The 19,510-nt window shown below is 66.6% G+C and carries 23 protein-coding genes; 6 read left to right on the top strand and 17 right to left on the bottom strand.

Annotation, left to right across the window (positions count from 1 at the left end; all coding sequences use genetic code 11):
• Positions 1–94: 94 nt before the first annotated feature.
• Positions 95–982, top strand: coding sequence for a Tim44 domain-containing protein (locus tag O5M90_RS27645; RefSeq protein ID WP_269840775.1), 888 nt, complete (start codon positions 95–97; stop codon positions 980–982).
• Positions 983–1,090: 108 nt separating this feature from the next.
• Here O5M90_RS27645 and O5M90_RS27640 read toward each other — a convergent pair whose 3' ends face one another.
• The 6 genes from O5M90_RS27640 to rpsP all read right to left on the bottom strand — a co-directional run bounded on the left by O5M90_RS27640 (position 1,091) and on the right by rpsP (position 5,091).
• On the bottom strand, positions 1,091–2,080 hold the full coding sequence (locus O5M90_RS27640) for a CobD/CbiB family protein (protein WP_262968070.1): 990 nt from the start codon (positions 2,078–2,080) through the stop codon (positions 1,091–1,093).
• Between the two features lie 42 nt (positions 2,081–2,122).
• A complete protein-coding gene (locus O5M90_RS27635; RefSeq protein ID WP_269840776.1) occupies positions 2,123–2,818 on the bottom strand; it encodes a CoA pyrophosphatase in 696 nt (231 codons plus the stop codon).
• Positions 2,819–2,883: 65 nt separating this feature from the next.
• Positions 2,884–3,237 (bottom strand): 50S ribosomal protein L19, encoded by a 354-nt coding sequence (rplS, locus tag O5M90_RS27630; RefSeq protein WP_089417256.1) that lies wholly within the window; start codon positions 3,235–3,237, stop codon positions 2,884–2,886.
• A gap of 142 nt (positions 3,238–3,379) precedes the next feature.
• A complete protein-coding gene (gene trmD, locus O5M90_RS27625) occupies positions 3,380–4,159 on the bottom strand; it encodes a tRNA (guanosine(37)-N1)-methyltransferase TrmD (RefSeq protein ID WP_269840777.1) in 780 nt (259 codons plus the stop codon).
• Positions 4,160–4,186: 27 nt separating this feature from the next.
• The gene (gene rimM / locus O5M90_RS27620; RefSeq protein WP_137942456.1) at positions 4,187–4,810 is read right to left on the bottom strand and encodes a ribosome maturation factor RimM; all 624 of its coding nucleotides are present in this window, start codon (positions 4,808–4,810) and stop codon (positions 4,187–4,189) included.
• A gap of 14 nt (positions 4,811–4,824) precedes the next feature.
• Positions 4,825–5,091 (bottom strand): 30S ribosomal protein S16, encoded by a 267-nt coding sequence (gene rpsP / locus O5M90_RS27615; protein WP_137942383.1) that lies wholly within the window; start codon positions 5,089–5,091, stop codon positions 4,825–4,827.
• 232 nt (positions 5,092–5,323) lie between these two features.
• Between rpsP and O5M90_RS27610 the strand changes: the two genes are divergently transcribed.
• Positions 5,324–5,881 carry a GNAT family N-acetyltransferase gene (locus O5M90_RS27610; RefSeq protein WP_137942382.1) on the top strand — a complete coding sequence of 186 codons (558 nt, stop codon included), beginning with the start codon at positions 5,324–5,326 and terminating at the stop codon, positions 5,879–5,881.
• Positions 5,878–6,309 carry an NINE protein gene (locus O5M90_RS27605; protein ID WP_269840778.1) on the top strand — a complete coding sequence of 144 codons (432 nt, stop codon included), beginning with the start codon at positions 5,878–5,880 and terminating at the stop codon, positions 6,307–6,309. Before O5M90_RS27610 ends, O5M90_RS27605 begins: the two co-directional genes overlap by 4 nt.
• 56 nt (positions 6,310–6,365) lie before the next feature.
• Here O5M90_RS27605 and O5M90_RS27600 read toward each other — a convergent pair whose 3' ends face one another.
• The 8 genes from O5M90_RS27600 to murJ all read right to left on the bottom strand — a co-directional run bounded on the left by O5M90_RS27600 (position 6,366) and on the right by murJ (position 14,085).
• Positions 6,366–7,376, bottom strand: coding sequence for an inorganic phosphate transporter (locus tag O5M90_RS27600; RefSeq protein ID WP_137942380.1), 1,011 nt, complete (start codon positions 7,374–7,376; stop codon positions 6,366–6,368).
• Positions 7,377–7,391: 15 nt separating this feature from the next.
• Entirely contained in the window at positions 7,392–8,039 is a 648-nt protein-coding gene (locus O5M90_RS27595; protein WP_137942379.1) for a DUF47 domain-containing protein, read from the bottom strand.
• 133 nt (positions 8,040–8,172) lie between these two features.
• On the bottom strand, positions 8,173–8,676 hold the full coding sequence (folK, locus tag O5M90_RS27590) for a 2-amino-4-hydroxy-6-hydroxymethyldihydropteridine diphosphokinase (RefSeq protein ID WP_269840779.1): 504 nt from the start codon (positions 8,674–8,676) through the stop codon (positions 8,173–8,175).
• The gene (gene pcnB, locus O5M90_RS27585; RefSeq protein WP_269840780.1) at positions 8,673–10,235 is read right to left on the bottom strand and encodes a polynucleotide adenylyltransferase PcnB; all 1,563 of its coding nucleotides are present in this window, start codon (positions 10,233–10,235) and stop codon (positions 8,673–8,675) included. The genes folK and pcnB overlap by 4 nt, the downstream gene beginning before the upstream one ends.
• Positions 10,232–10,900 (bottom strand): HAD family hydrolase, encoded by a 669-nt coding sequence (locus O5M90_RS27580; RefSeq protein ID WP_137942376.1) that lies wholly within the window; start codon positions 10,898–10,900, stop codon positions 10,232–10,234. Before O5M90_RS27580 ends, pcnB begins: the two co-directional genes overlap by 4 nt.
• Positions 10,897–11,577: a DnaA regulatory inactivator Hda gene (gene hda / locus O5M90_RS27575; protein ID WP_137942375.1), complete on the bottom strand. Its 681-nt coding sequence runs from the start codon at positions 11,575–11,577 to the stop codon at positions 10,897–10,899. Before hda ends, O5M90_RS27580 begins: the two co-directional genes overlap by 4 nt.
• Before the next feature lie 80 nt (positions 11,578–11,657).
• A complete protein-coding gene (locus tag O5M90_RS27570; protein ID WP_137942374.1) occupies positions 11,658–12,512 on the bottom strand; it encodes a SirB1 family protein in 855 nt (284 codons plus the stop codon).
• A gap of 10 nt (positions 12,513–12,522) precedes the next feature.
• Positions 12,523–14,085, bottom strand: coding sequence for a murein biosynthesis integral membrane protein MurJ (gene murJ, locus O5M90_RS27565; RefSeq protein ID WP_269840781.1), 1,563 nt, complete (start codon positions 14,083–14,085; stop codon positions 12,523–12,525).
• Between the two features lie 152 nt (positions 14,086–14,237).
• Here murJ and rpsT point away from each other — a divergent pair, with 152 nt between their 5' ends.
• Positions 14,238–14,534 carry a 30S ribosomal protein S20 gene (rpsT, locus tag O5M90_RS27560; RefSeq protein ID WP_137942372.1) on the top strand — a complete coding sequence of 99 codons (297 nt, stop codon included), beginning with the start codon at positions 14,238–14,240 and terminating at the stop codon, positions 14,532–14,534.
• Positions 14,535–14,647: 113 nt separating this feature from the next.
• Here the strand turns inward: rpsT and O5M90_RS27555 are convergent, their stop codons facing one another.
• The 3 genes from O5M90_RS27555 to O5M90_RS27545 form a co-directional block, all read right to left on the bottom strand.
• Positions 14,648–15,454, bottom strand: a complete 807-nt coding sequence (locus O5M90_RS27555; protein WP_137942371.1) for an alpha/beta fold hydrolase — start codon at positions 15,452–15,454, stop codon at positions 14,648–14,650.
• Positions 15,451–16,446 carry a M14 family zinc carboxypeptidase gene (locus O5M90_RS27550; RefSeq protein WP_269840782.1) on the bottom strand — a complete coding sequence of 332 codons (996 nt, stop codon included), beginning with the start codon at positions 16,444–16,446 and terminating at the stop codon, positions 15,451–15,453. Before O5M90_RS27550 ends, O5M90_RS27555 begins: the two co-directional genes overlap by 4 nt.
• A gap of 314 nt (positions 16,447–16,760) precedes the next feature.
• Positions 16,761–17,090 carry a DUF3579 domain-containing protein gene (locus tag O5M90_RS27545; protein ID WP_137942369.1) on the bottom strand — a complete coding sequence of 110 codons (330 nt, stop codon included), beginning with the start codon at positions 17,088–17,090 and terminating at the stop codon, positions 16,761–16,763.
• A 256-nt stretch (positions 17,091–17,346) separates the two neighbouring features.
• Between O5M90_RS27545 and O5M90_RS27540 the strand changes: the two genes are divergently transcribed.
• Both O5M90_RS27540 and argF read left to right on the top strand, forming a co-directional pair.
• A complete protein-coding gene (locus O5M90_RS27540) occupies positions 17,347–18,549 on the top strand; it encodes an aspartate aminotransferase family protein (RefSeq protein WP_269840783.1) in 1,203 nt (400 codons plus the stop codon).
• Positions 18,546–19,508, top strand: coding sequence for an ornithine carbamoyltransferase (gene argF, locus O5M90_RS27535; RefSeq protein WP_137942367.1), 963 nt, complete (start codon positions 18,546–18,548; stop codon positions 19,506–19,508). The genes O5M90_RS27540 and argF overlap by 4 nt, the downstream gene beginning before the upstream one ends.
• The last annotated feature ends 2 nt before the right edge of the window (positions 19,509–19,510 follow it).

The following is a 19,510-nucleotide window of genomic DNA, read 5'->3' as shown; positions in this document are numbered from 1 at the left end:
GCCGCAAGGCATACTGGACCCCTGCTTCCGGGGGCCGGACTTGAAACAGCGCACCAAGCCCCCAGCTACAAACCGTTTCTACAGGAGATATTGCGTGAAATCACTTGCCTTGTGCACCGTTATCGCCGCACTGAGCCTCAGCCTGGTGGCCGCCGACGTGCAGGCCAAGCGCCTGGGTGGTGGTGGCATGAAGCGCAGCGTGCCGACCCAGCCGGCCAAGCCGGCGACACCGCCGCAAAACGCGCCAGCCCAGCAACAGAATGCGGCGCCGCAGCAGGCCGCCGCCCCGACAGCCGGCGCTGCCGCCGCCGCGCCCAAGCGTTCGTGGATGGGCCCGGTGGCCGGTCTGGCCGCCGGCCTGGGTCTGGCCGCGCTGGCCAGCCATTTCGGCTTCGGCGAGGCCCTGGCCAATATCATGACCATGGTGCTGCTGGGCCTGGTGGTGATGGTGGTGATCGGCTTCGTGATGCGCCGCATGGCTGCCAAGAAGGCTGCGCCGCAAGGCCTGCAGTTCGCCGGCGCCGGCGCGCCCTTTGGCCAGGCCCCGGCACCGGTGATGCCCGCGCCGATGGCGATGCCGGCCGGCGGTTCGGCCCCGGTTGCCGCTGCGCCGGTTTCGGATTTCGACACCAGCGGTTTCGAGCAGATCGCCAAGCGCGTCTTCATCCGCATGCAGGCGGCCAATGACGCCGGCGACCAGAACGATCTGCGCCGCTTCACGACGCCCGAGATGTACGCCTCGATCCAGCAGGAACTGCTGGATCGCAAGGGCACGCAGCGCACCGATGTGCTGGAGCTGCAGGCCCAGGTGGTCGAGCGGGTCGAGGAGCGCGGCGAGCAGATCGTCAGCGTGCGTTTCTCGGGCCTGATCCGCGAGCAGAGCGAGGCCGCCGCCCAGCCCTTCGATGAGGTCTGGCATCTGGTGCGCCCGCTGGACGAGAGCCGTGAATGGGCGATCGCCGGCATTCAAGCGATGGCCTGATACAGACCAGCACCGACCCGAAGCAATTCGGGCGCCGCCTCGAGACCCTGGCCGATGATGGCCTCGGAACGAGGCGGTTTTCTTTTGCCGCCTCTTCTGATCGACCGATCAGCCGACCAGATTGGCCAGCGTCAGCAGGGCCAGCAGCAGCATCCACAGCACGACCGAGCGCCAGACCAGGCCGACCACGCTTTGCAGATGGCCCAGCTGCGGCAGTTGGCCGGGCGTCGAGCCATCGGCGCGGGTGGCCTCGGCATCGCTGCCGGCCTCGAAAGTCTTGCTGCGGTCGGGCGTGATGCCCGGCGCGGCCGAGCCGCCCAGCTGCACGCCCAGAGCGCCGGCGGCCGAGGCCAGGATGATGCCCTCATTGGGATGCAGCCAGAGCTTGGCATCGCGACGCCAGCCGTTCACCGCCTCCTCGAAATTGCCGACGATGGCAAAGCCGGTGGCGGTCAGGCGCGCCGGCAGGTAGTCGACCCAGCCGAACAGCTGGCGCGACAGCTGCATGAGGCGCTCATTGGTCGGCGCATCCAGGGTACGGCTCTTGAAGGCCCAGTAGCGGCTGGCGAACTCGGCCATGCGGTAGAGCACCGCGCCGGCCGGCCCCAGCGCCACCGTCGACAGCACGACGAACCAGAAGAACACGCCGAACACATGGCGATGCGCGGCCAGCAGCGAGTGCTCGATCGCATGGCGCAGCAGCTCGGTGCGCGGCAGCTCGCTGGCGTCCAGATGGCGCCATTCGGCCAGCAGTCGGCGCGCCTCCAGCTCGTCGCCACGCTCCAGCGCGTCGCGGATGTCGGTGAAGTAATGGCTGAACTGCCGGAAGCCCAGGGTCAGGTAGAGCATCAGCACGTTGAAGGCCAGCGCCAGCAGCACGCTGAAGCGGCTCAGCGCGATATAGATCAGCGCGGTGAGCACGGCCGGACCGAGCACGGTGATGGCCCAGACCACGCCGGCGTGGTGTTCGCGTCCCGCGTCGAAGTTGCGACCGGTCCAGCGGACCCAGGCAATGATGGTGTGATGGACCCGGTTGCCATGGGGCAAGGGCTTGAGCTGTTCGCAGATCAGCGCGAACAAGACCGCAAAGAAGTTCATGGCCCGGGATGATAGCGGCGGATGGTGCGCCTCAAGCCCGGATCAGGCGATCAGCAAGCGATAGAGATTGCGCAACATCGCCGCTGTGGCGCCCCAGATGAAATAGTCGTGTGTCTGGCCTGTGCTGTCGGGGCCGCGCCAGGGCATGGACAGGAACTGGCGCGGCCCGCCCTCGAAGCTGAAGAGATGGCGCTGATGATGGGCCGGCGTCATCAGAAACTGCAGCGGCACCTCGAAGGCCTCCGCCACCTCGAACGCGTCGAGCGTGAGTTCGAAGCCGGGCCGCACCAGCGCGACCACCGGCGTGACCTGGAAGGCCGTCACCGTCGTGTAGATCGGCAGCTCACCGATGATCTCGATGTGCTCGCGCGCCAGGCCGATCTCCTCCTCGGTCTCACGCAAGGCGGTGGCCACCGCACTGCCGTCCTCGGGCTCGACCCGGCCGCCGGGGAAGCTGATCTGACCGGCGTGCTCGCGCAGATGGGCGGTGCGGCGGGTCAGCAGCAGCGTCAGCCCCTGCTCGTGCATCACCAGCGGCAGCAGCACCGCCGCCGAGGCCGGCGTGCGCGACGCAAAAATGCCGCCATCGCCGGGCAGCTCGGCTTGCCAGGTCGGCGGCATCGCAAAGCGCTGGCGCAGCGCTTGCGGGGTCAGCGCCGAAGCATCGACCGCCGGCAGATGGGCGTCGACGCCCGTCACGGGTACCAACTGGGGATTCAGGATGGGCGGGCGGGACATCGTCAAAGCATAGAGCGCAAACGACAAAGCCGCCCGGAGGCGGCTTTGCTGCAGGAGCCAGGCAATTAAGCCAGCTTCTCCTTGATACGAGCCGACTTGCCCGAGCGCTGGCGCAGGTAGTACAGCTTGGCGCGGCGCACATCGCCACGACGCTTGACTTCGATCGACGCGATCAGCGGGCTGTACAGCTGGAAGGTACGCTCAACGCCCTCGCCGCTGGAGATCTTGCGCACGATGAAGCTGCTGTTCAGGCCGCGGTTGCGCTTGGCAATCACGACGCCTTCGTAAGCCTGCACGCGCTTGCGCGTGCCTTCAACGACGTTCACGCTGACGATCACCGTGTCGCCGGGGGCGAACGCGGGGATGGTCTTGTTCAGACGAGCAATTTCTTCTTGCTCAAGGGTTTGGATCAAGTCCATTGATTTCTCCTGTGATCATGATGGCGCCAAGGTCGTCAAATCACCAACATGGTGTTCGCGCCGCACAGACCGAGTGGCCGGTGAATCGCCCATCAGAGGATCGAAAAGCCTACGAGTATAACCGTTTTCGGATAGTTCGCAGCTAGGCGCTTGCCAGAAGCTTCAGAAAAGCCTCGTCGCTGCGGCTCAGGCGCCCGGCGGCGCGCGCCGCGACGATCAGATCCGGGCGCCGTTGCTGGGTGATTGCCAACGAGCGCTCGCGCCGCCAGCGCTTGATCTGCGCATGGTGACCCGACATCAGCACCGCCGGCACCGGCAGATCCTCGACCTGCCCCTCCAGCCCGCGCAGGACCTCGGGCCGGCTGTAGTGGGGACAGTCCAGCAGACCGTCGGAAAAACTGTCCTGCTGGTGCGAGGCCGCGTCATTGAGCACCCCGTCCTGCAGACGGGCAATGCCGTCCAGCAAGGCCAGCGCGGGCAACTCGCCGCCGGACAACACGAAGTCGCCTAGGCTCAGTTCCAGCGTCACATGACGGTCCAGGAAGCGTTGATCGATGCCTTCATAGCGGCCGCACAGCAAGACACCGCCCTGCCCTTGGGCCAACTCCTGCATCAGGGCTTGGTCGATGCGTCGACCGGTCGGACTGAAGTGGATCACCGCCGGCGCCGCCTCACCCCCCTGCGCCTGACGTTGCGCCTTGACCGCCGCCAGCGCGCGCTCCAGCGGCTCGACCAGCATCACCATGCCCGGACCGCCACCATAGGGACGGTCATCGACGCGGCGGTAGTTGTCGTCGGCGAAATCGCGCAGCTGCCAGAGCCGGACATCGACCTGCCCGCTTTCGAAGGCGCGGCGCGTCACGCCGCTGCTCAGATGCGGCCCGAACAGCTCGGGAAACAGGGTGATCAGGTCAAAGCGCATCGCGCGCCGCCGCAGGGCTTGCGGGGCTCAGTAATCCAGGCCCCAGTCGACCGTGATACGGCGCTGGTCCAGATTCACGTCATCGACAAAGGCCGAGACAAAAGGCACCAGACGCTCCTGGTCGGGCTTGATCGGCGGGGTCAGGCCGGGCGGCGTGATGCGCAGCACGCTGTGCGGGCCGGCGTCGATCAGATCGGCCACCACACCCAGGGTCTCGCCGGCGCGATTGACGACCGTCAGGCCGATCAGATCGACCCAGTAGTATTCGTCGGTATCAACCTTCGGAAAGGTCGAGCGCGAGACAAAGATGCGCGCACCGCGCAGCGCTTCGGCGCCACTGCGATCACTGACATCCTGGACATTGGCGACGATGCCGTCGCCATGCTCGCGCACGGACAGCACCTTCAAGACCGGCGGCAGGGCGCGGGCCTTGGCGGCCACCGCTGCAGCCGGCTTGTTGTTCTCTTCGCTCGGTTTCAGAAACCAGCGCCGAGAGGAAAACAGGGCCTGGGGGTCATTGGAATAGGCCAGGACCTTGATCCAGCCTTTGACACCCCAGGCGTCGAGCACGCGCCCGATCTCGATGGCGTCATCCGGCCAGGCCAGCTCGTTGGAGCCGGCGGCGGATGCGCGAGAGGTCTCGGACACCATGCTCATTCACTCACTCAGGCCGCGACGGCAGCCGGGGTGGCCTTCTTGGCCTGGTCGACCAGACGGGCGACGGTGGGCGACAGCTGGGCGCCGACACCGACCCAGTAGTTGACGCGGTCCACGGCCACGCGCAGCGGCTCTGCAGCACCGGAGGCGACGGGGTTGTAGAAACCCACGCGCTCGATGAAGCGGCCGTCACGGCGCTGTTGGCTGTTAGCCACGACGATGTTGTAGAAAGGGCGCTTCTTGGAGCCGCCGCGAGCCAGACGAATCACAACCATGATGTTTCCTAAGATTTAGTGACCAACCGCACGAGGAGACACTCAGGGCGAGCAGATCGTTTGACGGCCCATGCTCCGGAATACCCGGGATCACGGTCCGCCGCATTGATTTCGACACCAGCGCCGTAGATACGCCGACCACATCAGGGCGCCCCTCAGAGAACACCACCGCTGCAACCGACCGTCGCCAGAACCCAGCATTATAAACTCTGGTTTCCAACAAATAGCCCATATGCAATCAGAAAACTCCCAAGCGGCCGCCGGCTTGCTGATACGCCCCAGCACCGAGGCCGATCTGCCGGCCATCCGCGAGATCTATGAAGTGGCGGTGCTGCAAGGCACCGGCACCTTCGAAACCGAGGTGCCCGACCTGGCCGAGATGCGGCGCCGCCGCACCGAGGTGCTCAGCCGCAGCCTGCCCTGGCTGGTCGTCGAGCAGGACGGCCTGGTGCTTGGCTATGCCTATGCCAACTATTTCCGCCCGCGCATGGCCTACCGCTTCTGCCTGGAGGACTCGATCTATCTGCGCCCGGGCCATCAGGGCAAGGGCCTGGGCCGCCTGCTGCTGGCCGAGCTGATCGCCCGCTGCGAGGCCGCCGGCGCACGCCAGATGCTGGCCGTCATCGGCGACTCGGAGAACAAGGGCTCGATCGGTGTGCACAGCGCGCTGGGCTTCGAGCACAGCGGCGTGCTGAAAAGTGCGGGCTGGAAGTTCGGCCGCTGGCTGGACGTGGTGATGATGCAGCGCCAGCTCGGCCAGGGTGATCAGAGCAGCCCGGAGCCTCAGTGACGCCCTACAAATCCAAGACCCTGGCCACCTGGCTGGCCCTGCTGCTGGGCAGCTTCGGCCTGCATCGCTTCTATCTGCACGGCTTCGGTGATCGCCTGGCCTGGCTGCACCCGCTACCGACCCTATTAGGGCTGTACGGCCTGCAGCGCATGGATCAGCTCGGCCAGGACGACCGCCTGAGCTGGCTGCTGATGCCCTTGCTGGGCCTGATGCTGGTCAACGCGATGATCTGCGGCATCGTCTACGGCCTGACCCCCGACGAAAAGTGGGACGCCCAGCACAACCCCGGTGCCTCGCCACGCGCCACCGGCTGGGGCCCGGTGATCGGCGTCGTGGCCTGCGTGCTGCTCGGCGGCACCAGCCTGATGACGACCATCGCCTTCAGCGCACAACGGTATTTCGAGAGCCAGGTCGAGACACCGCAGTGACCCGACCAGAAGAAACGGGCCCTCAGGCCCGTTTCTCTATCAAAGTGCCCTGCCAGTCAGAACAAGGTGAAGCTCAACCAGTAGCAGATGCCGGCCACAAAGGCCGAGGCCGGTATCGTGAAGATCCAGGCCCAGACGATATTGCCGGCCACGCCCCAGCGCACCGCCGACATGCGCTGCACCGAGCCCACGCCGACGATGGCGCCGGTGATGGTGTGGGTGGTCGAGACCGGGATGCCCAGTGCCGTCGCCAGGAACAGGGTCAGCGCGCCGCCGGTCTCCGCGCAGAAGCCGCCCACCGGCTTGAGCTTGGTGATCTTCTGACCCATGGTCTTGACGATGCGCCAGCCGCCGAACATGGTGCCCACACCGATGGCGATGTAGCAGATCCACACCACCCAGCCCGGCGGGGAGGTTTCCGTGGCGGCCAGATAACCCGAGGCCACCAGCAGCATCCAGATCAGGCCGATGGTCTTCTGCGCATCGTTGCCGCCGTGGCCCAGGCTGTAGAGCCCGGCGGACACCAGTTGCAGGCGGCGAAACCATTTGTCCACCCGCAGCGGCGAGGCGCGCTTGAACAGATGCGCCACCACCACCATCATCAGCGAGCCCAGCATGAAGCCCAGCAGCGGCGAGACAAAGATGAAGAGCACCGTCTTGCCCACGCCGGTGGCGATCAGCGCCCCGGTGCCGGCCTTGGCAATCACCGCACCGACGATGCCGCCGATCAACGCATGCGAAGAGCTTGACGGGATACCGTAGTACCAGGTGACCACGTTCCACACAATGGCGCCGATCAGCGCACCGAAGACCACATGGTGGTCCACGATGCCCGGCTCGACGATGCCCTTGCCCACGGTCTTGGCGACCGCGTAGTGGAAGACGAAGACGGCGACGAAGTTGAAGAAGGCCGCGAACAAGACCGCATGCTGGGGCTTGAGCACGCCGGTGGACACCACCGTGGCGATCGAGTTGGCCGCATCGTGAAAGCCATTCATGAAGTCGAACGCCACGGCCAGGATGACCAGCATGGCGACGACCCAAAAGGCGACCTGCATTGATTCCATGACAGGCTCGCGCGCTCAGGAATTCTCGAGGACGATGCCCTCGATCAGGTTGGCGACATCCTCGCAGCGGTCGGAAATCGACTCGAGCTGCTCATAGATGGCCTTCAGCTTGATCAGCTCGCGCACATCTTCCTGCTCGCGGAACAGCTTGGACATGGCCGAGCGCATCACGCGGTCGGCGTCCGACTCCAGCTTGTCGATCTCCTCGCAGGTCTTGATCGCGGCCTCGGCCGTCTGCGGCTGGCTCAGCTTGGGCAGCAGCGACACGGCGTACTGCACCCGCTCGCAGCACTTGGCACTCAACTCACCCAGGCGCAACACTTCTTCGGGGATTGAGCGCACGTCATACAGCGACATGGTCTCGGTCGAGTCCTGCAGCAGGTCCAGGATATCGTCCATCGCATTGATCAGGCCGTGGATCTGCTCGCGATCGATCGGCGTGATGAAGGTGCGGTGCAGCAGGCGGTTGACCTCGGCGGTGACGCGGTCGGCATGATGCTCGGCCTTGTCGACCTCGGCGGCGTATTTTTCGCGCAGATTCAGGTCGTTGTAGTTCTGGATCATCAGCATGAAGGCGCGCGCGCCCTCGACGATCTGATCCCCGTGTTCATTGAACAGCTCAAAAAAATTGCCCTCGCGGGGCAGCAGCTTGCCAAACAGCATGAGTTCTCCTTGCGCCGCCGCCCTGCGCATGAGCACATGGACAACGCAATGTCACAAAAAATTCATCACCGCGTCACAAGCGGCAAAGGCAGGAGTGTAACGGCGAGCAGCGCACAAACCGGCGCCGGCCGGTTCAGTCGCCGGGCAGACGCTCCACGCGCTGGCCGGAAACAGCGGCCAAGTGGGGCTGCAAGACACCCAGACCCGGGGCCGTCAAATCAGGGGCGATCTCCAGCAACGGCAGCAGCACGAAGGCGCGCTGGTGCAGACGCGGATGTGGCACGCACAAATGCTCGCTGCGGATCTGCTCGTCGGCGTAGAGCAGCAGGTCCAGATCCAGGGTGCGCGAGGCATTGACAAAAGGCCGCTCGCGGCCATGGGCCAGCTCGATGGCCTGCAGACGGCGCAGCAGTTCCTCGGGCGGGAGCGCCGTCTCAAGCCGGGCCGCAGCGTTCAGATAGTCCGGACCGCTGGCGTCCACCGGCGCACTCCGATACAGGCTGGAGACCGCCAGCAACTCGGTGTCGGGCAAGGCCGCCAAGGCCTCGAGGGCCAAGGTCAGGGTCCGGGCCGTATCGCCCAGATTCGCGCCCAGCCCGATAAAAGCTGACACACGGGCCGGCCCAGCCAGTGTCATTCAGCAGCAGCCGCCTTGGCAGCCGGCTTGCGGCGCCGGCGGCGCTTCTTGGCCGGGCCGCCATCCAGCGAGACCGGCTCGCTGCCATCGGCCGGCAGGGTCGCCGGCTTGGGCGACGCGGTCTTGCGGGGCAGCTGGTGCACCTTGGCGCCGCCACGGCGCTGCTTGTCGGCCTCGCGCGCCTCGTCCAGCAAGGCAGCGCGCTCGTCGTCGCTACCCAGCGCAAAGTCTTCCCACCAGTCGGCCAGGGCCGCATCGGTCTCGCCGGCATCGGCGCGCAGGCGCAGGAAGTCGAAGCCGGCGCGGTAGCGCGGCTGCTCGACCAGGGTGTAGACCCCGCTGCCGCTGCGGCGCTCGAAGCGCGGCTGCATCATCCAGATCTCGCGCATATCGGTGGCCAGCTTGCCGCGACCCGAGATGTCGCCAATGCGGGCATCGAACACCGCATCGATGGCCTGGGCCAGCGCCGGCACGGTCGCCTCGCCCTCCTCGCGGATGCGGGTCCAGCGCTCCAGCACCTCGTGCCACAGCATGCAGGCCAGCATGAAGCTGGGCGACACGCCACGACCCTCGCGCACGCGCAGATCGGTGTCCTCGAAGGCCTGGCGCACAAACGTGCCGCGCACACCCTCGAACAGCTCGCCCTGCTCGTTGAGCATCGCGTCCAGGATGGGGAAGACGCCGCGCGCCAGGCCCTGCTTGCGCAGCTGCTCCAGGCTGGCCAGCGAATGGCCGGTCTGCAAGAGCTTGATCATCTCGTCGAACAGCCGCGAGGCCGGCACATTGGCCAGCAGCGCCGCGCAGGCCTTGACCGGCGCACGCGTCTTGGGCTCCAGCTCGAAACCCAGCTTGGCCGCGAAACGCACCGCACGGATGATGCGCACCGGGTCTTCGCGATAGCGCGCCTCCGGGTCGCCAATCATGCGCAGCACGCGCTTCTTCGCATCGACCAAGCCGCCGTGGTAGTCGACCACCAGCTGGCGCTGCGGGTCGTAATAGAGCGCGTTGACGGTGAAATCGCGCCGCGCCGCATCCTCGACCTGAGGGCCCCAGACGTTGTCGCGCAAGACCCGACCCTCGGCGTCGACCACATGGGACTTGCCGGCCAGCTCGCTCTTGGAGGTCTTCTCGTTGCCGCTGACCTGCTCGGCGCTCTCATTGGCCAGCAGGGCGCGGAAGGTCGAGACCTCGATCACCTCGTGCTCGCGGCCGCGGCCGTAGACCACATGGACGATGCGAAAGCGCCGGCCGATGATGAAGGCGCGCCGGAACAGGCCCTTGACCTCCTCGGGCGTCGCATTGGTCGCGACGTCGAAGTCCTTGGGCCGCATGCCCAGCAGCAGATCGCGCACCGCGCCGCCGACGATATAGGCCTCGAAACCCGCATCCGTGAGAGTCTGCACGACGCGCACCGCGCGCTCGTCCAGCAGGCTCGGATCGATGCCGTGATCCGCCACCTGCACCTCGACCCGTTTGCCCAGCACCGAGCCCGGTGCGCTCTTGGCCGGCGCTTTGGCCGAAGGCTTGCCCAGCAGCTTGTCGATGAATTTCTTGATCATGCGAAGAGTTTCAAAAGAGGCCAGCCGCGCTGGCCGGCAATCGCTTCCAGCGCCGGCGTCGGATTGGTCGCCACCGGGTGGCTGACGCGCTCCAGCAAAGGCAGGTCATTGACCGAATCGCTGTAGAAGTGGATCTGCTCGAAATCCTGCCATTGTCGCCCCAAGCCGGCCAGCCACTGCTCGACCCGCGTGATCTTGCCGGCCTGGAAGGACGGCACCCCCCGCACCAGGCCACTGAAGCGCCCGTCGTCCTCGCGCTGCAGATCGACCGCGATCAGGTGCTCGACGCCAAAGGCCTGGGCGATCGGCGCGGTGACGAATTCATTGGTGGCGGTGACGATGGCCACCAGATCGCCGGCCTCCTGATGCCGGCGCACCAGGGCCCGCGCCTGCGGCAACAGCTGCGGCGCCATCACCTCGGCCATGAAGCGCTCGCGCGCGGCCAGGGCCTCGGCCAGCGGCCGCGCGCGCCACACCGAGGTCGAGAACTCGATGTACTCGTCCAGGTCCAGCCGGCCGGCCTGGTACTGGGCGTAGAACTCGTCATTGCGGGCTCGCCAGGCCTCGCCGTCGGCCCAGCCGATGTCGACCATGAAGCCGCCGAAAGCGTGGTCGGAGTCGTTCGGAATCAGGGTTCCGTCCAGATCGAAAAGTGTCAGATTCATGATTGGGAAGAAGGGGCTTGATCGGCCAGCATCTGGCGCAGCAGCGGCACGGTGACCGCGCGCTTGGCCGACAGGGCAAATTCATCGAGACGGTCCAACAGGCCCATCAGGTGCTTGAGGTCGCGGGCGAAGCGGGTCAGCAGATAGTCCATCACCTCGTCCGACAGGAAGATGCCGCGCCGGTCGGCTTCACGCCGCAGCGCCGCCCTCACCTCCAGCTCGGACAGCGGCTGCAGCGCAAAGGTCGGGCCCCAGCCGAGCCGGGTGCGCAAGTCCTCGCGCAAGGCCAGGTCCACCGGTGGCGCGGTGCCGGTGGCCACCACCGCCAGACCATGGGTGGCCGCCTCGACGAAGAGCTGGAAGGCGGCGTGCTGCTGGCCGGCATCGAAGTGCTGGCAGTCATCCATCAGCAAGAGGCTGGGCTGGCTGGGCAACTCCCAGGGCAGCGCGGTGTCGGCGTCATACCAGCCCACCTGGGCGCCGGCCGCCTGCCAGCGCTGGGCCAGCGCGCGCAGCGCATGGGTCTTGCCGCTGCCCGGGCCGCCCCACAGGAAGACCGGCGGAGCACCCGCGCCCAGGCTCAGCAAATGAGTCAGCGCGGCGGCATTGCCACCCGGCAGGAAATTGTCAAAGCTGTAAACCGGCTCCGGGCCCAGCGACAGCGGAATCTGCTTCAAAACCAAACCAACACCCTCTCAACCGGTGTAACACCATGCGCCCGGGATTTCCAAATTGGCCGCGATTCTACGGGCCGCCATCAGTGCAGCGGCGGCTCGCCCCTGGCACGCAAGGCCTGCAGGCGCTGGCGCTGCTCGGCCCGGTCGGCCGCATCCGGACGCAGGCTCAGGTAGCGCTCCAGATCGGCGGCCGCGCCGCTCCAGTGTTGCAACGCCTCCAGCACCAGGGCCCGGTCACGCAACTCCTGCGGCTCCTCGGGCAGGAGCAGCACCAGGCGCTGCTGCACCGCCAGCAGGCGCGGCCAGTCGGCCGCGCTGCGGTGGATCTCCTTCAGATTGCGCAGCATGCGCGCCAGCAACTGGCGCGAGCTGACCGCCTGCAGAAAGAACTCCAGCGGCGGCTCGGCCGCGCCGCCGCGGTAAGGCAGCAGGGCCTCCTCGAGCGCCTCGCGCGACAGCGAGCGGCAGGTGAAGGGGTCCAGCACCACCTCGCCCTGAGGCAGATGCAGGCCGACCAGAAAGTGGCCGGGGAAGCCGATGCCGTTGGCGCGCAGCCCGATCTGGCCGGCCAACTCCATATAGATGACGGCCAGCGCAATCGGGATGCCGCGCCGGGTCGCGAGCACCTGGTGGATGAAGCTGTTGCCCGGGGCGTAGTAGTCGTTGACATTGCCGGCAAAGCCCAGCTCGTCATGGAAATAGCGGTTCAGCAAGAGCAGCCGGTGGCTGGGCGCGGCGTCGTCCGGCAACCGCCGGCGCAGGCGCTCGGCCAGCGCGTCGACCTCGGCCAGCACGGCCTGCACGTCCAGGCCCGGGTGCTCGTCCTGGGCTATGCAGGCCGCCGCCTCCAGCAGATTCAGTTCCCCGGCATCGGCCACCAAGGTGGCGAAATGTTCCAGGGCCGAGGGGGCTTGCCAATGTCGGGACAGCGTCATGAATCCGAGTTTATGCACGACGGGCAAACTGGCGCAGATTCAGCCCGCACAGGGCCAGCACACCGAAGTACAGCAAGGCCGATACCGCCAGGCTGGCCGCCATCAGCAAGGCACGCAGCAGTTCACGCTCGCCCAGCACGATCCAGTCCAGCTTTGTGGCGATCAGATATTGCAAGCCGCCCATCAGCGCACTGGCCAGCAGCACCCGCAGACCAAAGCCCAGCCAGCCGGGCGACGGCGTGTAGCTGCCCAGCTTCACCAGGCCACGCAGCAGCCAGCCTGCATTGACCAGCGCGCCCAGACCGATAGACAGGGCCAGCCCGGCCACGCCCAGCAGCGGCACCAGCGCAGCATTCATCAGCTGGGTCAACACCAGCACGATCACCGCGATGCGCACCGGCGTGCGCATGTCCTGCTTGGCATAGAAGCCGGGCGCCAGCACCTTGATCGCGACCAGACCCATCAGGCCGGCGCCATAGCCCATCACCGCGGTGCTGGTCTGGCCCACATCGAGCGCGGTGAAGGCGCCGCGGTGATAAAGCACGGCCACCATGGGCTCGGCAAACACCAGCAAGGCCACCGCACAAGGCAGGGCCAGCACCACCACCATGCGCAACCCCCAGTCCAGCATCGCCGAATAGGCCGCCGCTTCGCCACGCCCCTGGGCCGCCGACAGCTGCGGCGTCAGCACCGCACCCAGCGCCACGCCCAGCAAGGCGGTGGGAAATTCCATCAGCCGGTCGGCATAGGTCAGCCAGGACGCCGCACCGGCGCCGACAAAGATGGCGATCTGCAGATTGATGACCAGCGACAGCTGGGCCACGCCGACACCCAGCAGGGCCGGCCCCATCGCACCCAGCACACCCCTGACGCCGGGATGGTGCCAGGCCGTCCGCAAGCGCGACGGCGACCAGCCCAGGCGCGGCAGCGCGCCGATGCGGCGCAGCGCCGGAATCTGCACCAGCAACTGCAACACGCCGCCGACCATCACGCCGATCGCCAGCGCATAGATGGGCCGCCAGCCCCATGCCTCCATCTTGGGCAGCAGCAGCCAGGCGCAGGCGATCACCGACAGGTTCAGCAGCACCGGCGTGGCCGCCGGCACGACGAAGCGCCGCCAGGTATTCAGGATGCCGGCCGACAGCGCGACCAGGGACATGCAGCCGATATAGGGAAACATCCAGCGCGTCATCACGATGGCGGCCTCGCGCCCATCGGCCGGCAGCCCGGCACCGAGCAGCCAGACCAGCAGCGGCGCGCCGATGACACCCAGCACGCAGACCACGATCAGCGCCCAGAGCAGCACCGTGGCCACGGCATCGATCAGGCTGTGCGTCGCCTCATCCCCGTCGGCCGCGCGGGTGCGCGCCAGGATGGGTACGAAAGCCTGGGAAAATGCCCCCTCGGCAAACAGCCGCCGCAGCATGTTCGGGATCCGGAACGCGACCTGGAAGGCATCGGTCAGGCTGGAGGCGCCGAACAACGCGGCCACCAACTGCTCGCGCACCAGGCCCGTGATGCGCGACAACAGGGTCAGAACGGAGATCGTGGAGGCAGCGCGCAGCAGATTCATGAAGGGGCACAGAGCGTGTGGAGGGGCCGAAGCCGGCGCATTATCCGCGTTGCGCTGCAGCACCCGCCTCGATATCGGCACAGAGTCTTTGCCATGGCTTTCACAAAAGTGCTACACTCGCGGTCTTTGCACCATCTGGGTAGATACACAACATGGCAAGCTCTTCCAAAGCCAAAAAGAAAACCGTCCGTCTGGCATCGGGCCGCAAGCGCGCTCGTCAGGACGTGAAGCTGAACGCCGCCAACACGGCGCTGCGCTCCAAATTCCGCACGGTCATCAAGAACGTGCAAAAGGCTGTGGTCGCTGGCGACAAGACCAAGGCCGCTGAGCTCTTCAAGACCGCCCAGAACGTGATCGACTCGGTCGCCGACAAGGGCATCTTCCACAAGAACAAGGCTGCTCGTCACAAGAGCCGCCTGTCCGCCAAGATCAAGGCGCTGGCCGCCTGAAAACCAGATCTGGTGCAAAGCAAAAGCCCGCTTCGGCGGGCTTTTTGATGAATAGCCCGCTCATGCGGGCTTTTTCATGCCTGGCCGCTTCGGCGGGCCTGCTGCCGGACCACCTACGTCCGACCCAGCCCAGCACTGGCATGCATCTGCCGTGCGCGCAGCCAGTCCGACACCGCACGCGCCACCCAGGGCGGGTCATCGAGCGGCAGATCATGGCCGGCCTGGGTGTGCAGGCGCAGCGGCACCCCCCAGGCACGACTGAGGGACTGCGAGCAGCGCCAGTCGACCAGGGTGTCCGCCTGGCTGCACAGCAGCAGCATCGGTGCATGCGGCCGGCCACGGCTGGCGCGATAGCGCATCGCCGCCAGCAACTGGCGCACGCCATTGCGCACCCCTACCGGATGCTGGCGCTGCAGCGCCACCCAGGACTCCAGCACCGGTTGAGGCTCGGTCACCATGCGCGAGGTCATTTTCAGCACCCTCGCCTCGCGCCAGCGCACCCCCAGCCGCAGCAGGCCCAGGGCCAGCAGCTTCCAGTAATTGGCCGGACGCAGACGATGAAAGAAGGGGCTGTAGGGACGCAGGCTGGTGTTGATCAGCACCGTGCCGCCGACCTCGTCCGGATAGCGCGAGGCCCAGTCGCATGCCACCATCGCGCCCAGCGACATGGCCAGGAGATGCACCGGCCCGGTCTGCCCGCGACGCGCCAGCTCGGCCCGACAGGCCTCCACCATATCCGGCACACGGCTGGGGCTGGCCTCGCGGTACAGCGCACCGTTGCCGGGCAGGTCCAGGGTCATGACCCGGGCGCCCGGTTGCTGGGCGGTGATTTCCTGGGTGAACACCGCCGGGAAGGTGCCCCAATGGCCGGCCTCGCGGGTCAGTCCACGCAGCAGCACCCAGGTCACAGGCTCGCTCATGACACCCTCCCGCGCCGGTACCAGCGCGTCAACGCACGCTCGCGCTGCTCGGCGCGCTGCTCGGGCCGGGGCAGCCAGCGCTCGGCACCGCTGGCGGCCCGCGACACGAAATCCAGCCAGCTCATATGCCGGCGCAGCACCCGCTGCTGGCGATGGCCGATCAGCGGGTTGAACATGCCCTGGCGCGAGAACATCTGGCGCGGATTCTTCTTGACCCACAGCCAGGAGCCCATCTCCAGAGTCAGCGGCAGCAGCATGCACTCGGGCCGCTCGCAGGCCTGCAGATACAGATGGTCCCAGAGATCGCCATGGGTCAGGTACTGCCGGCTCTGCGGCTCGAAGACATAACGGTGCTGAACATGGGTCTGATCCAGGATCTCGGCCAAGGCATAGATCTCGGGCAGATGCTCGATCGGCACGGCGGTATGGGCAAAGGGAAACCAGATGCGGTCGCTCAGGCCGAAGCCCGAATGGCAGTCAACGCTGATCGCGAAGCGGTGGCTCAGCAACTCCTGCCGCACCAGCGCGCACAAGGCCTCGCTCTCGAGCTGCATCGGCGCGCCGGCCGCGCCCCGATACCAGGGCAGATTGGCACTGATGCGCTGGCCACCCAGCATGAAAGGCGCGCCGCCGCTGGCCTCGACCGGCGCATTGCGCATCAGATCGACACCTTGGGGGTTGGCCCGCGTGCCGCGCCAGACGCCGCCGGGATTGACCATGGGCATGAACACCATGCGCAGCGACTCAAGCTGGCGATGCAGGGTCGAATCCCAGCGCAAGCGTGCGACCAGGCTGCCCAGATAAGCCATCACGACCTCGGCACCGATGCGCTCCAAGCCATGCACGCCACCAAAGATGCCGATGGCCGGCACCTCCGGATCGGGGTTGCCGAGGCAAAAAGCCAGCACAGGAAGCCGTCGGCCCGCCACTTCGACATCGCAAAGCTGGCGCTGCTGCAGATAAGGCGCGCCCTGCTCGACAAGGCGTTCCATTTCCAGCAATTCGATCAAGGGGGACGGCTCTACGGCCTGTGTGCTGGACACCCGGGCTTCCAATTGGTGAGGACCTGAAGCATAGACGCCGCAGTTGCGGCCTCGATATACCCAGCGCGATTACATCCCGTCACACGATAGACATCAAGTGTGCGTAGCGTGAACAGCACGAAAACCCGTCCCCTGTTGCGATGACACCCAGCCACCCTCTGACCTTTCGTGCCGTGCTCGCACTGGCAAGCGCCTGCTTATGGGGTCTGATTGAGCTGCTGGCCCTGTGGCGGTCCCGGCACCAGCGCTAGGCCGCGCGCGGCTCAGCCAGCCGGTGGCTTGTCGGGCAGCAGGCAGGCCTCGGCGACCTGCAACTGGTTGTCGCGCGCGAAGTTCATCACGAAGTCCCAGGCCATGGGCTCCAGCGCCTTCAGCTCTTCATTGACGATCACGCATTTGATGCCGTTGATCACGCGCGGCACACAGTAAGGCGAGTAGCCGATGTGGGCACCCGGGCCGCCGCGCGAGCCGCCGGGCCGAAAGCAGGACATGGCGCCGGCCAGCCGCTCGGCCCAGTCGCTGGGGCGAAACGTGCGTCCGTCCAGAGTCAGGCCCTGAATAAAGACTTCGCGCGGTTTGGGGGACTGGCTCATGCGTCTGACAAGGGGTTCAAACCCAGGCACCGAGGAGATGGCTGCGGCGGCCCGGTCTGCCGCGACTCGCGGCAAGAGCGCTATTGTGCCTCGGATGTGTTGCGCCGCAGCAAGACGGGGGCTTGCAGGCCGCACCAAGGGCGGCAGTTCTGCGCACAAAGCGATGGCTGTGCGAAACAGCCCCCTTAGAATTGTGCACAGGGGCGGCAAGACCGCCCCTGCCTTTCCCAACACCCACCACCGATCCGGAGAGTTGATGAACGCTGTGCCTGCCGTACCGTCCGAGCCGCATGTCATGCAAACCTATGGCCGCCTGCCCGTTGCGCTGTCGCACGGCCAGGGCTGCTGGGTCTGGGACGTCAACGGCCGACGATATCTGGACGGGCTGGGCGGCATCGCGGTCAACACCCTGGGTCATGCGCACCCGAAGCTGGTGCCGGCGCTGCAGGAGCAAGTTGCCAAGCTGATCCACACCAGCAACTACTACCATGTGCCGCTGCAGGAACAGCTGGCCGCCAAGCTCTGCGAGCTGTCGGGCCTGAGCAATGCCTTCTTCTGCAACAGCGGCCTGGAAGCCAATGAGGCGGCGCTGAAGATCGCCCGCAAGTTCGGCCATGACCGCGGCAACAGCCGCCCGGAATGCATCGTCTTCGAAGGCGCTTTCCACGGCCGCTCGATCGCGACCCTGTCCGCCACCGCCAACCCCAAGGTGCAGGCCGGCTTCGGCCCGCTGGTCGAGGGTTTTGTGCGGGTGCCGCTGAACAATATCCCGGCGCTGGAAGCCGCGCTGCAGGCGCATCCGAACGTCACCGCGATCTTCCTGGAAACCATCCAGGGCGAAGGCGGCATCAACCCCGCCCGCATCGAGTTCCTGCAGGCGCTGCGCAAGCTCTGCGACCAGCACGACATCCTCTTGATGCTGGACGAGGTGCAATGCGGCATCGGCCGCACCGGCAAGTGGTTTGCCCACCAATGGGCTGGCATCCAGCCGGATGTGATGCCGCTGGCCAAGGGTCTGGGCTCGGGCGTGCCGATCGGCGCCGTGGTCTGCGGGCCACGTGCGGCCAAGGTGCTGCAACCGGGCAATCACGGCACGACCTTTGGCGGCAATCCGCTGGCCATGCGCGCCGGGGTCGAGACCCTGCGCATCATGGAAGAGGAAGGCCTGCTGGCGAATGCGGCCGCCGTCGGCGCGGCGCTGAAGGCCGGGCTGGAGCGCGAACTGGCCGGCGTGGCCGGCGTGGTCGAGATCCGCGGCCAGGGCCTGATGCTGGGCATCGAGCTGTCACGCCCCTGCGGCGTGCTGCTGGGCCAGGCCCTCGAAGCCGGCCTGCTGATCAGCGTGACCGCCGACAAGGTGGTGCGCCTGGTGCCGGCGCTGATCCTCAGCGAGGCCGAGGCGGCGCAGATCGTCGACCTGCTCTGCCCGCTGATCAAAGCTTTCCTGGCCCAGCCATGAAGCCGGGGATGAGCTTGATGCGCCACTACCTGCAGTTCAAGGACTTCCGGGCCGAGGAGTATGTCTATCTGTTCGAGCGCGCCGCACTGATCAAGCGGCGTTTCAAGAACTACGAGCGCTACCAGCCGCTGCAGGACCGCACGCTGGCGATGATCTTCGAGAAGGCCAGCACCCGCACCCGGGTCAGCTTCGAGGCCGGCATGTACCAGATGGGTGGCTCGGTGGTGCACCTGACCACCGGCGACAGCCAGCTGGGCCGGGCCGAGCCTATCGAGGACAGCGCCCGCGTGATCAGCCGCATGGTCGATCTGGTGATGATTCGCACCTACGAGCAGACCAAGATCGAGCGCTTCGCGGCCCACTCGCGGGTGCCGGTCATCAACGGCCTGACCAACGAGTACCACCCCTGCCAGATCCTGGCCGATCTGTTCACCTTCATCGAAGCGCGCGGCATGAACCACCGCGGCGTCGTCGATGTGGACTGCCTGAAGGGCCGGGTCGTGGCCTGGGTCGGCGACGGCAACAATATGGCCAACACTTGGCTGCAGGCGGCCGAGATCCTGGGCTTCACGGTCCATGTCAGCACGCCCGGCGGCTACGAGGTCGACCCGGTGGTGGCCGGCATCAAGAACACCGACTGCTACAAGGTCTTCAAGGACCCGATGGACGCCTGCCGCGGCGCCGATCTGGTGACCACCGATGTCTGGACCAGCATGGGTTACGAGGCCGAGAACGAGGCCCGCCGCGCCGCCTTTGCCGACTGGTGCGTCGATGCCGAGATGATGGCCGTCGCCAAGCCCGATGCGCTCTTCATGCACTGCCTGCCGGCGCATCGCGGCGAGGAGGTGGCGGCCGATGTGATCGATGGTCCGCAGTCGGTGGTCTGGGAAGAAGCCGAGAACCGCATGCATGTGCAGAAGGCCCTGATGGAGTACCTGCTGCTGGGCCGCATCGGCTGAGA

Source organism: Paucibacter sp. M5-1 (genome assembly GCF_027498415.2).
Lineage (GTDB): Bacteria > Pseudomonadota > Gammaproteobacteria > Burkholderiales > Burkholderiaceae_C > Roseateles_E.
This window is presented reverse-complemented; position numbering and strand designations above follow the sequence as displayed.

Coding starts and splice junctions, on each gene's coding strand:
- O5M90_RS27640 (WP_262968070.1), bottom strand. CDS start 2,080: ATGAACTTCTTTGCGGTCTTGTTCGCGCTGATCTGCGAACAGCTCAAG.
- O5M90_RS27635 (WP_269840776.1), bottom strand. CDS start 2,818: ATGTCCCGCCCGCCCATCCTGAATCCCCAGTTGGTACCCGTGACGGGC.
- rplS (WP_089417256.1), bottom strand. CDS start 3,237: ATGGACTTGATCCAAACCCTTGAGCAAGAAGAAATTGCTCGTCTGAAC.
- trmD (WP_269840777.1), bottom strand. CDS start 4,159: ATGCGCTTTGACCTGATCACCCTGTTTCCCGAGCTGTTCGGGCCGCAT.
- rimM (WP_137942456.1), bottom strand. CDS start 4,810: ATGGTGTCCGAGACCTCTCGCGCATCCGCCGCCGGCTCCAACGAGCTG.
- rpsP (WP_137942383.1), bottom strand. CDS start 5,091: ATGGTTGTGATTCGTCTGGCTCGCGGCGGCTCCAAGAAGCGCCCTTTC.
- O5M90_RS27610 (WP_137942382.1), top strand. CDS start 5,324: ATGCAATCAGAAAACTCCCAAGCGGCCGCCGGCTTGCTGATACGCCCC.
- O5M90_RS27600 (WP_137942380.1), bottom strand. CDS start 7,376: ATGGAATCAATGCAGGTCGCCTTTTGGGTCGTCGCCATGCTGGTCATC.
- O5M90_RS27595 (WP_137942379.1), bottom strand. CDS start 8,039: ATGCTGTTTGGCAAGCTGCTGCCCCGCGAGGGCAATTTTTTTGAGCTG.
- folK (WP_269840779.1), bottom strand. CDS start 8,676: ATGACACTGGCTGGGCCGGCCCGTGTGTCAGCTTTTATCGGGCTGGGC.
- pcnB (WP_269840780.1), bottom strand. CDS start 10,235: ATGATCAAGAAATTCATCGACAAGCTGCTGGGCAAGCCTTCGGCCAAA.
- O5M90_RS27580 (WP_137942376.1), bottom strand. CDS start 10,900: ATGAATCTGACACTTTTCGATCTGGACGGAACCCTGATTCCGAACGAC.
- O5M90_RS27570 (WP_137942374.1), bottom strand. CDS start 12,512: ATGACGCTGTCCCGACATTGGCAAGCCCCCTCGGCCCTGGAACATTTC.
- murJ (WP_269840781.1), bottom strand. CDS start 14,085: ATGAATCTGCTGCGCGCTGCCTCCACGATCTCCGTTCTGACCCTGTTG.
- rpsT (WP_137942372.1), top strand. CDS start 14,238: ATGGCAAGCTCTTCCAAAGCCAAAAAGAAAACCGTCCGTCTGGCATCG.
- O5M90_RS27555 (WP_137942371.1), bottom strand. CDS start 15,454: ATGAGCGAGCCTGTGACCTGGGTGCTGCTGCGTGGACTGACCCGCGAG.
- O5M90_RS27550 (WP_269840782.1), bottom strand. CDS start 16,446: ATGGAACGCCTTGTCGAGCAGGGCGCGCCTTATCTGCAGCAGCGCCAG.
- O5M90_RS27545 (WP_137942369.1), bottom strand. CDS start 17,090: ATGAGCCAGTCCCCCAAACCGCGCGAAGTCTTTATTCAGGGCCTGACT.
- O5M90_RS27540 (WP_269840783.1), top strand. CDS start 17,347: ATGAACGCTGTGCCTGCCGTACCGTCCGAGCCGCATGTCATGCAAACC.
- argF (WP_137942367.1), top strand. CDS start 18,546: ATGAAGCCGGGGATGAGCTTGATGCGCCACTACCTGCAGTTCAAGGAC.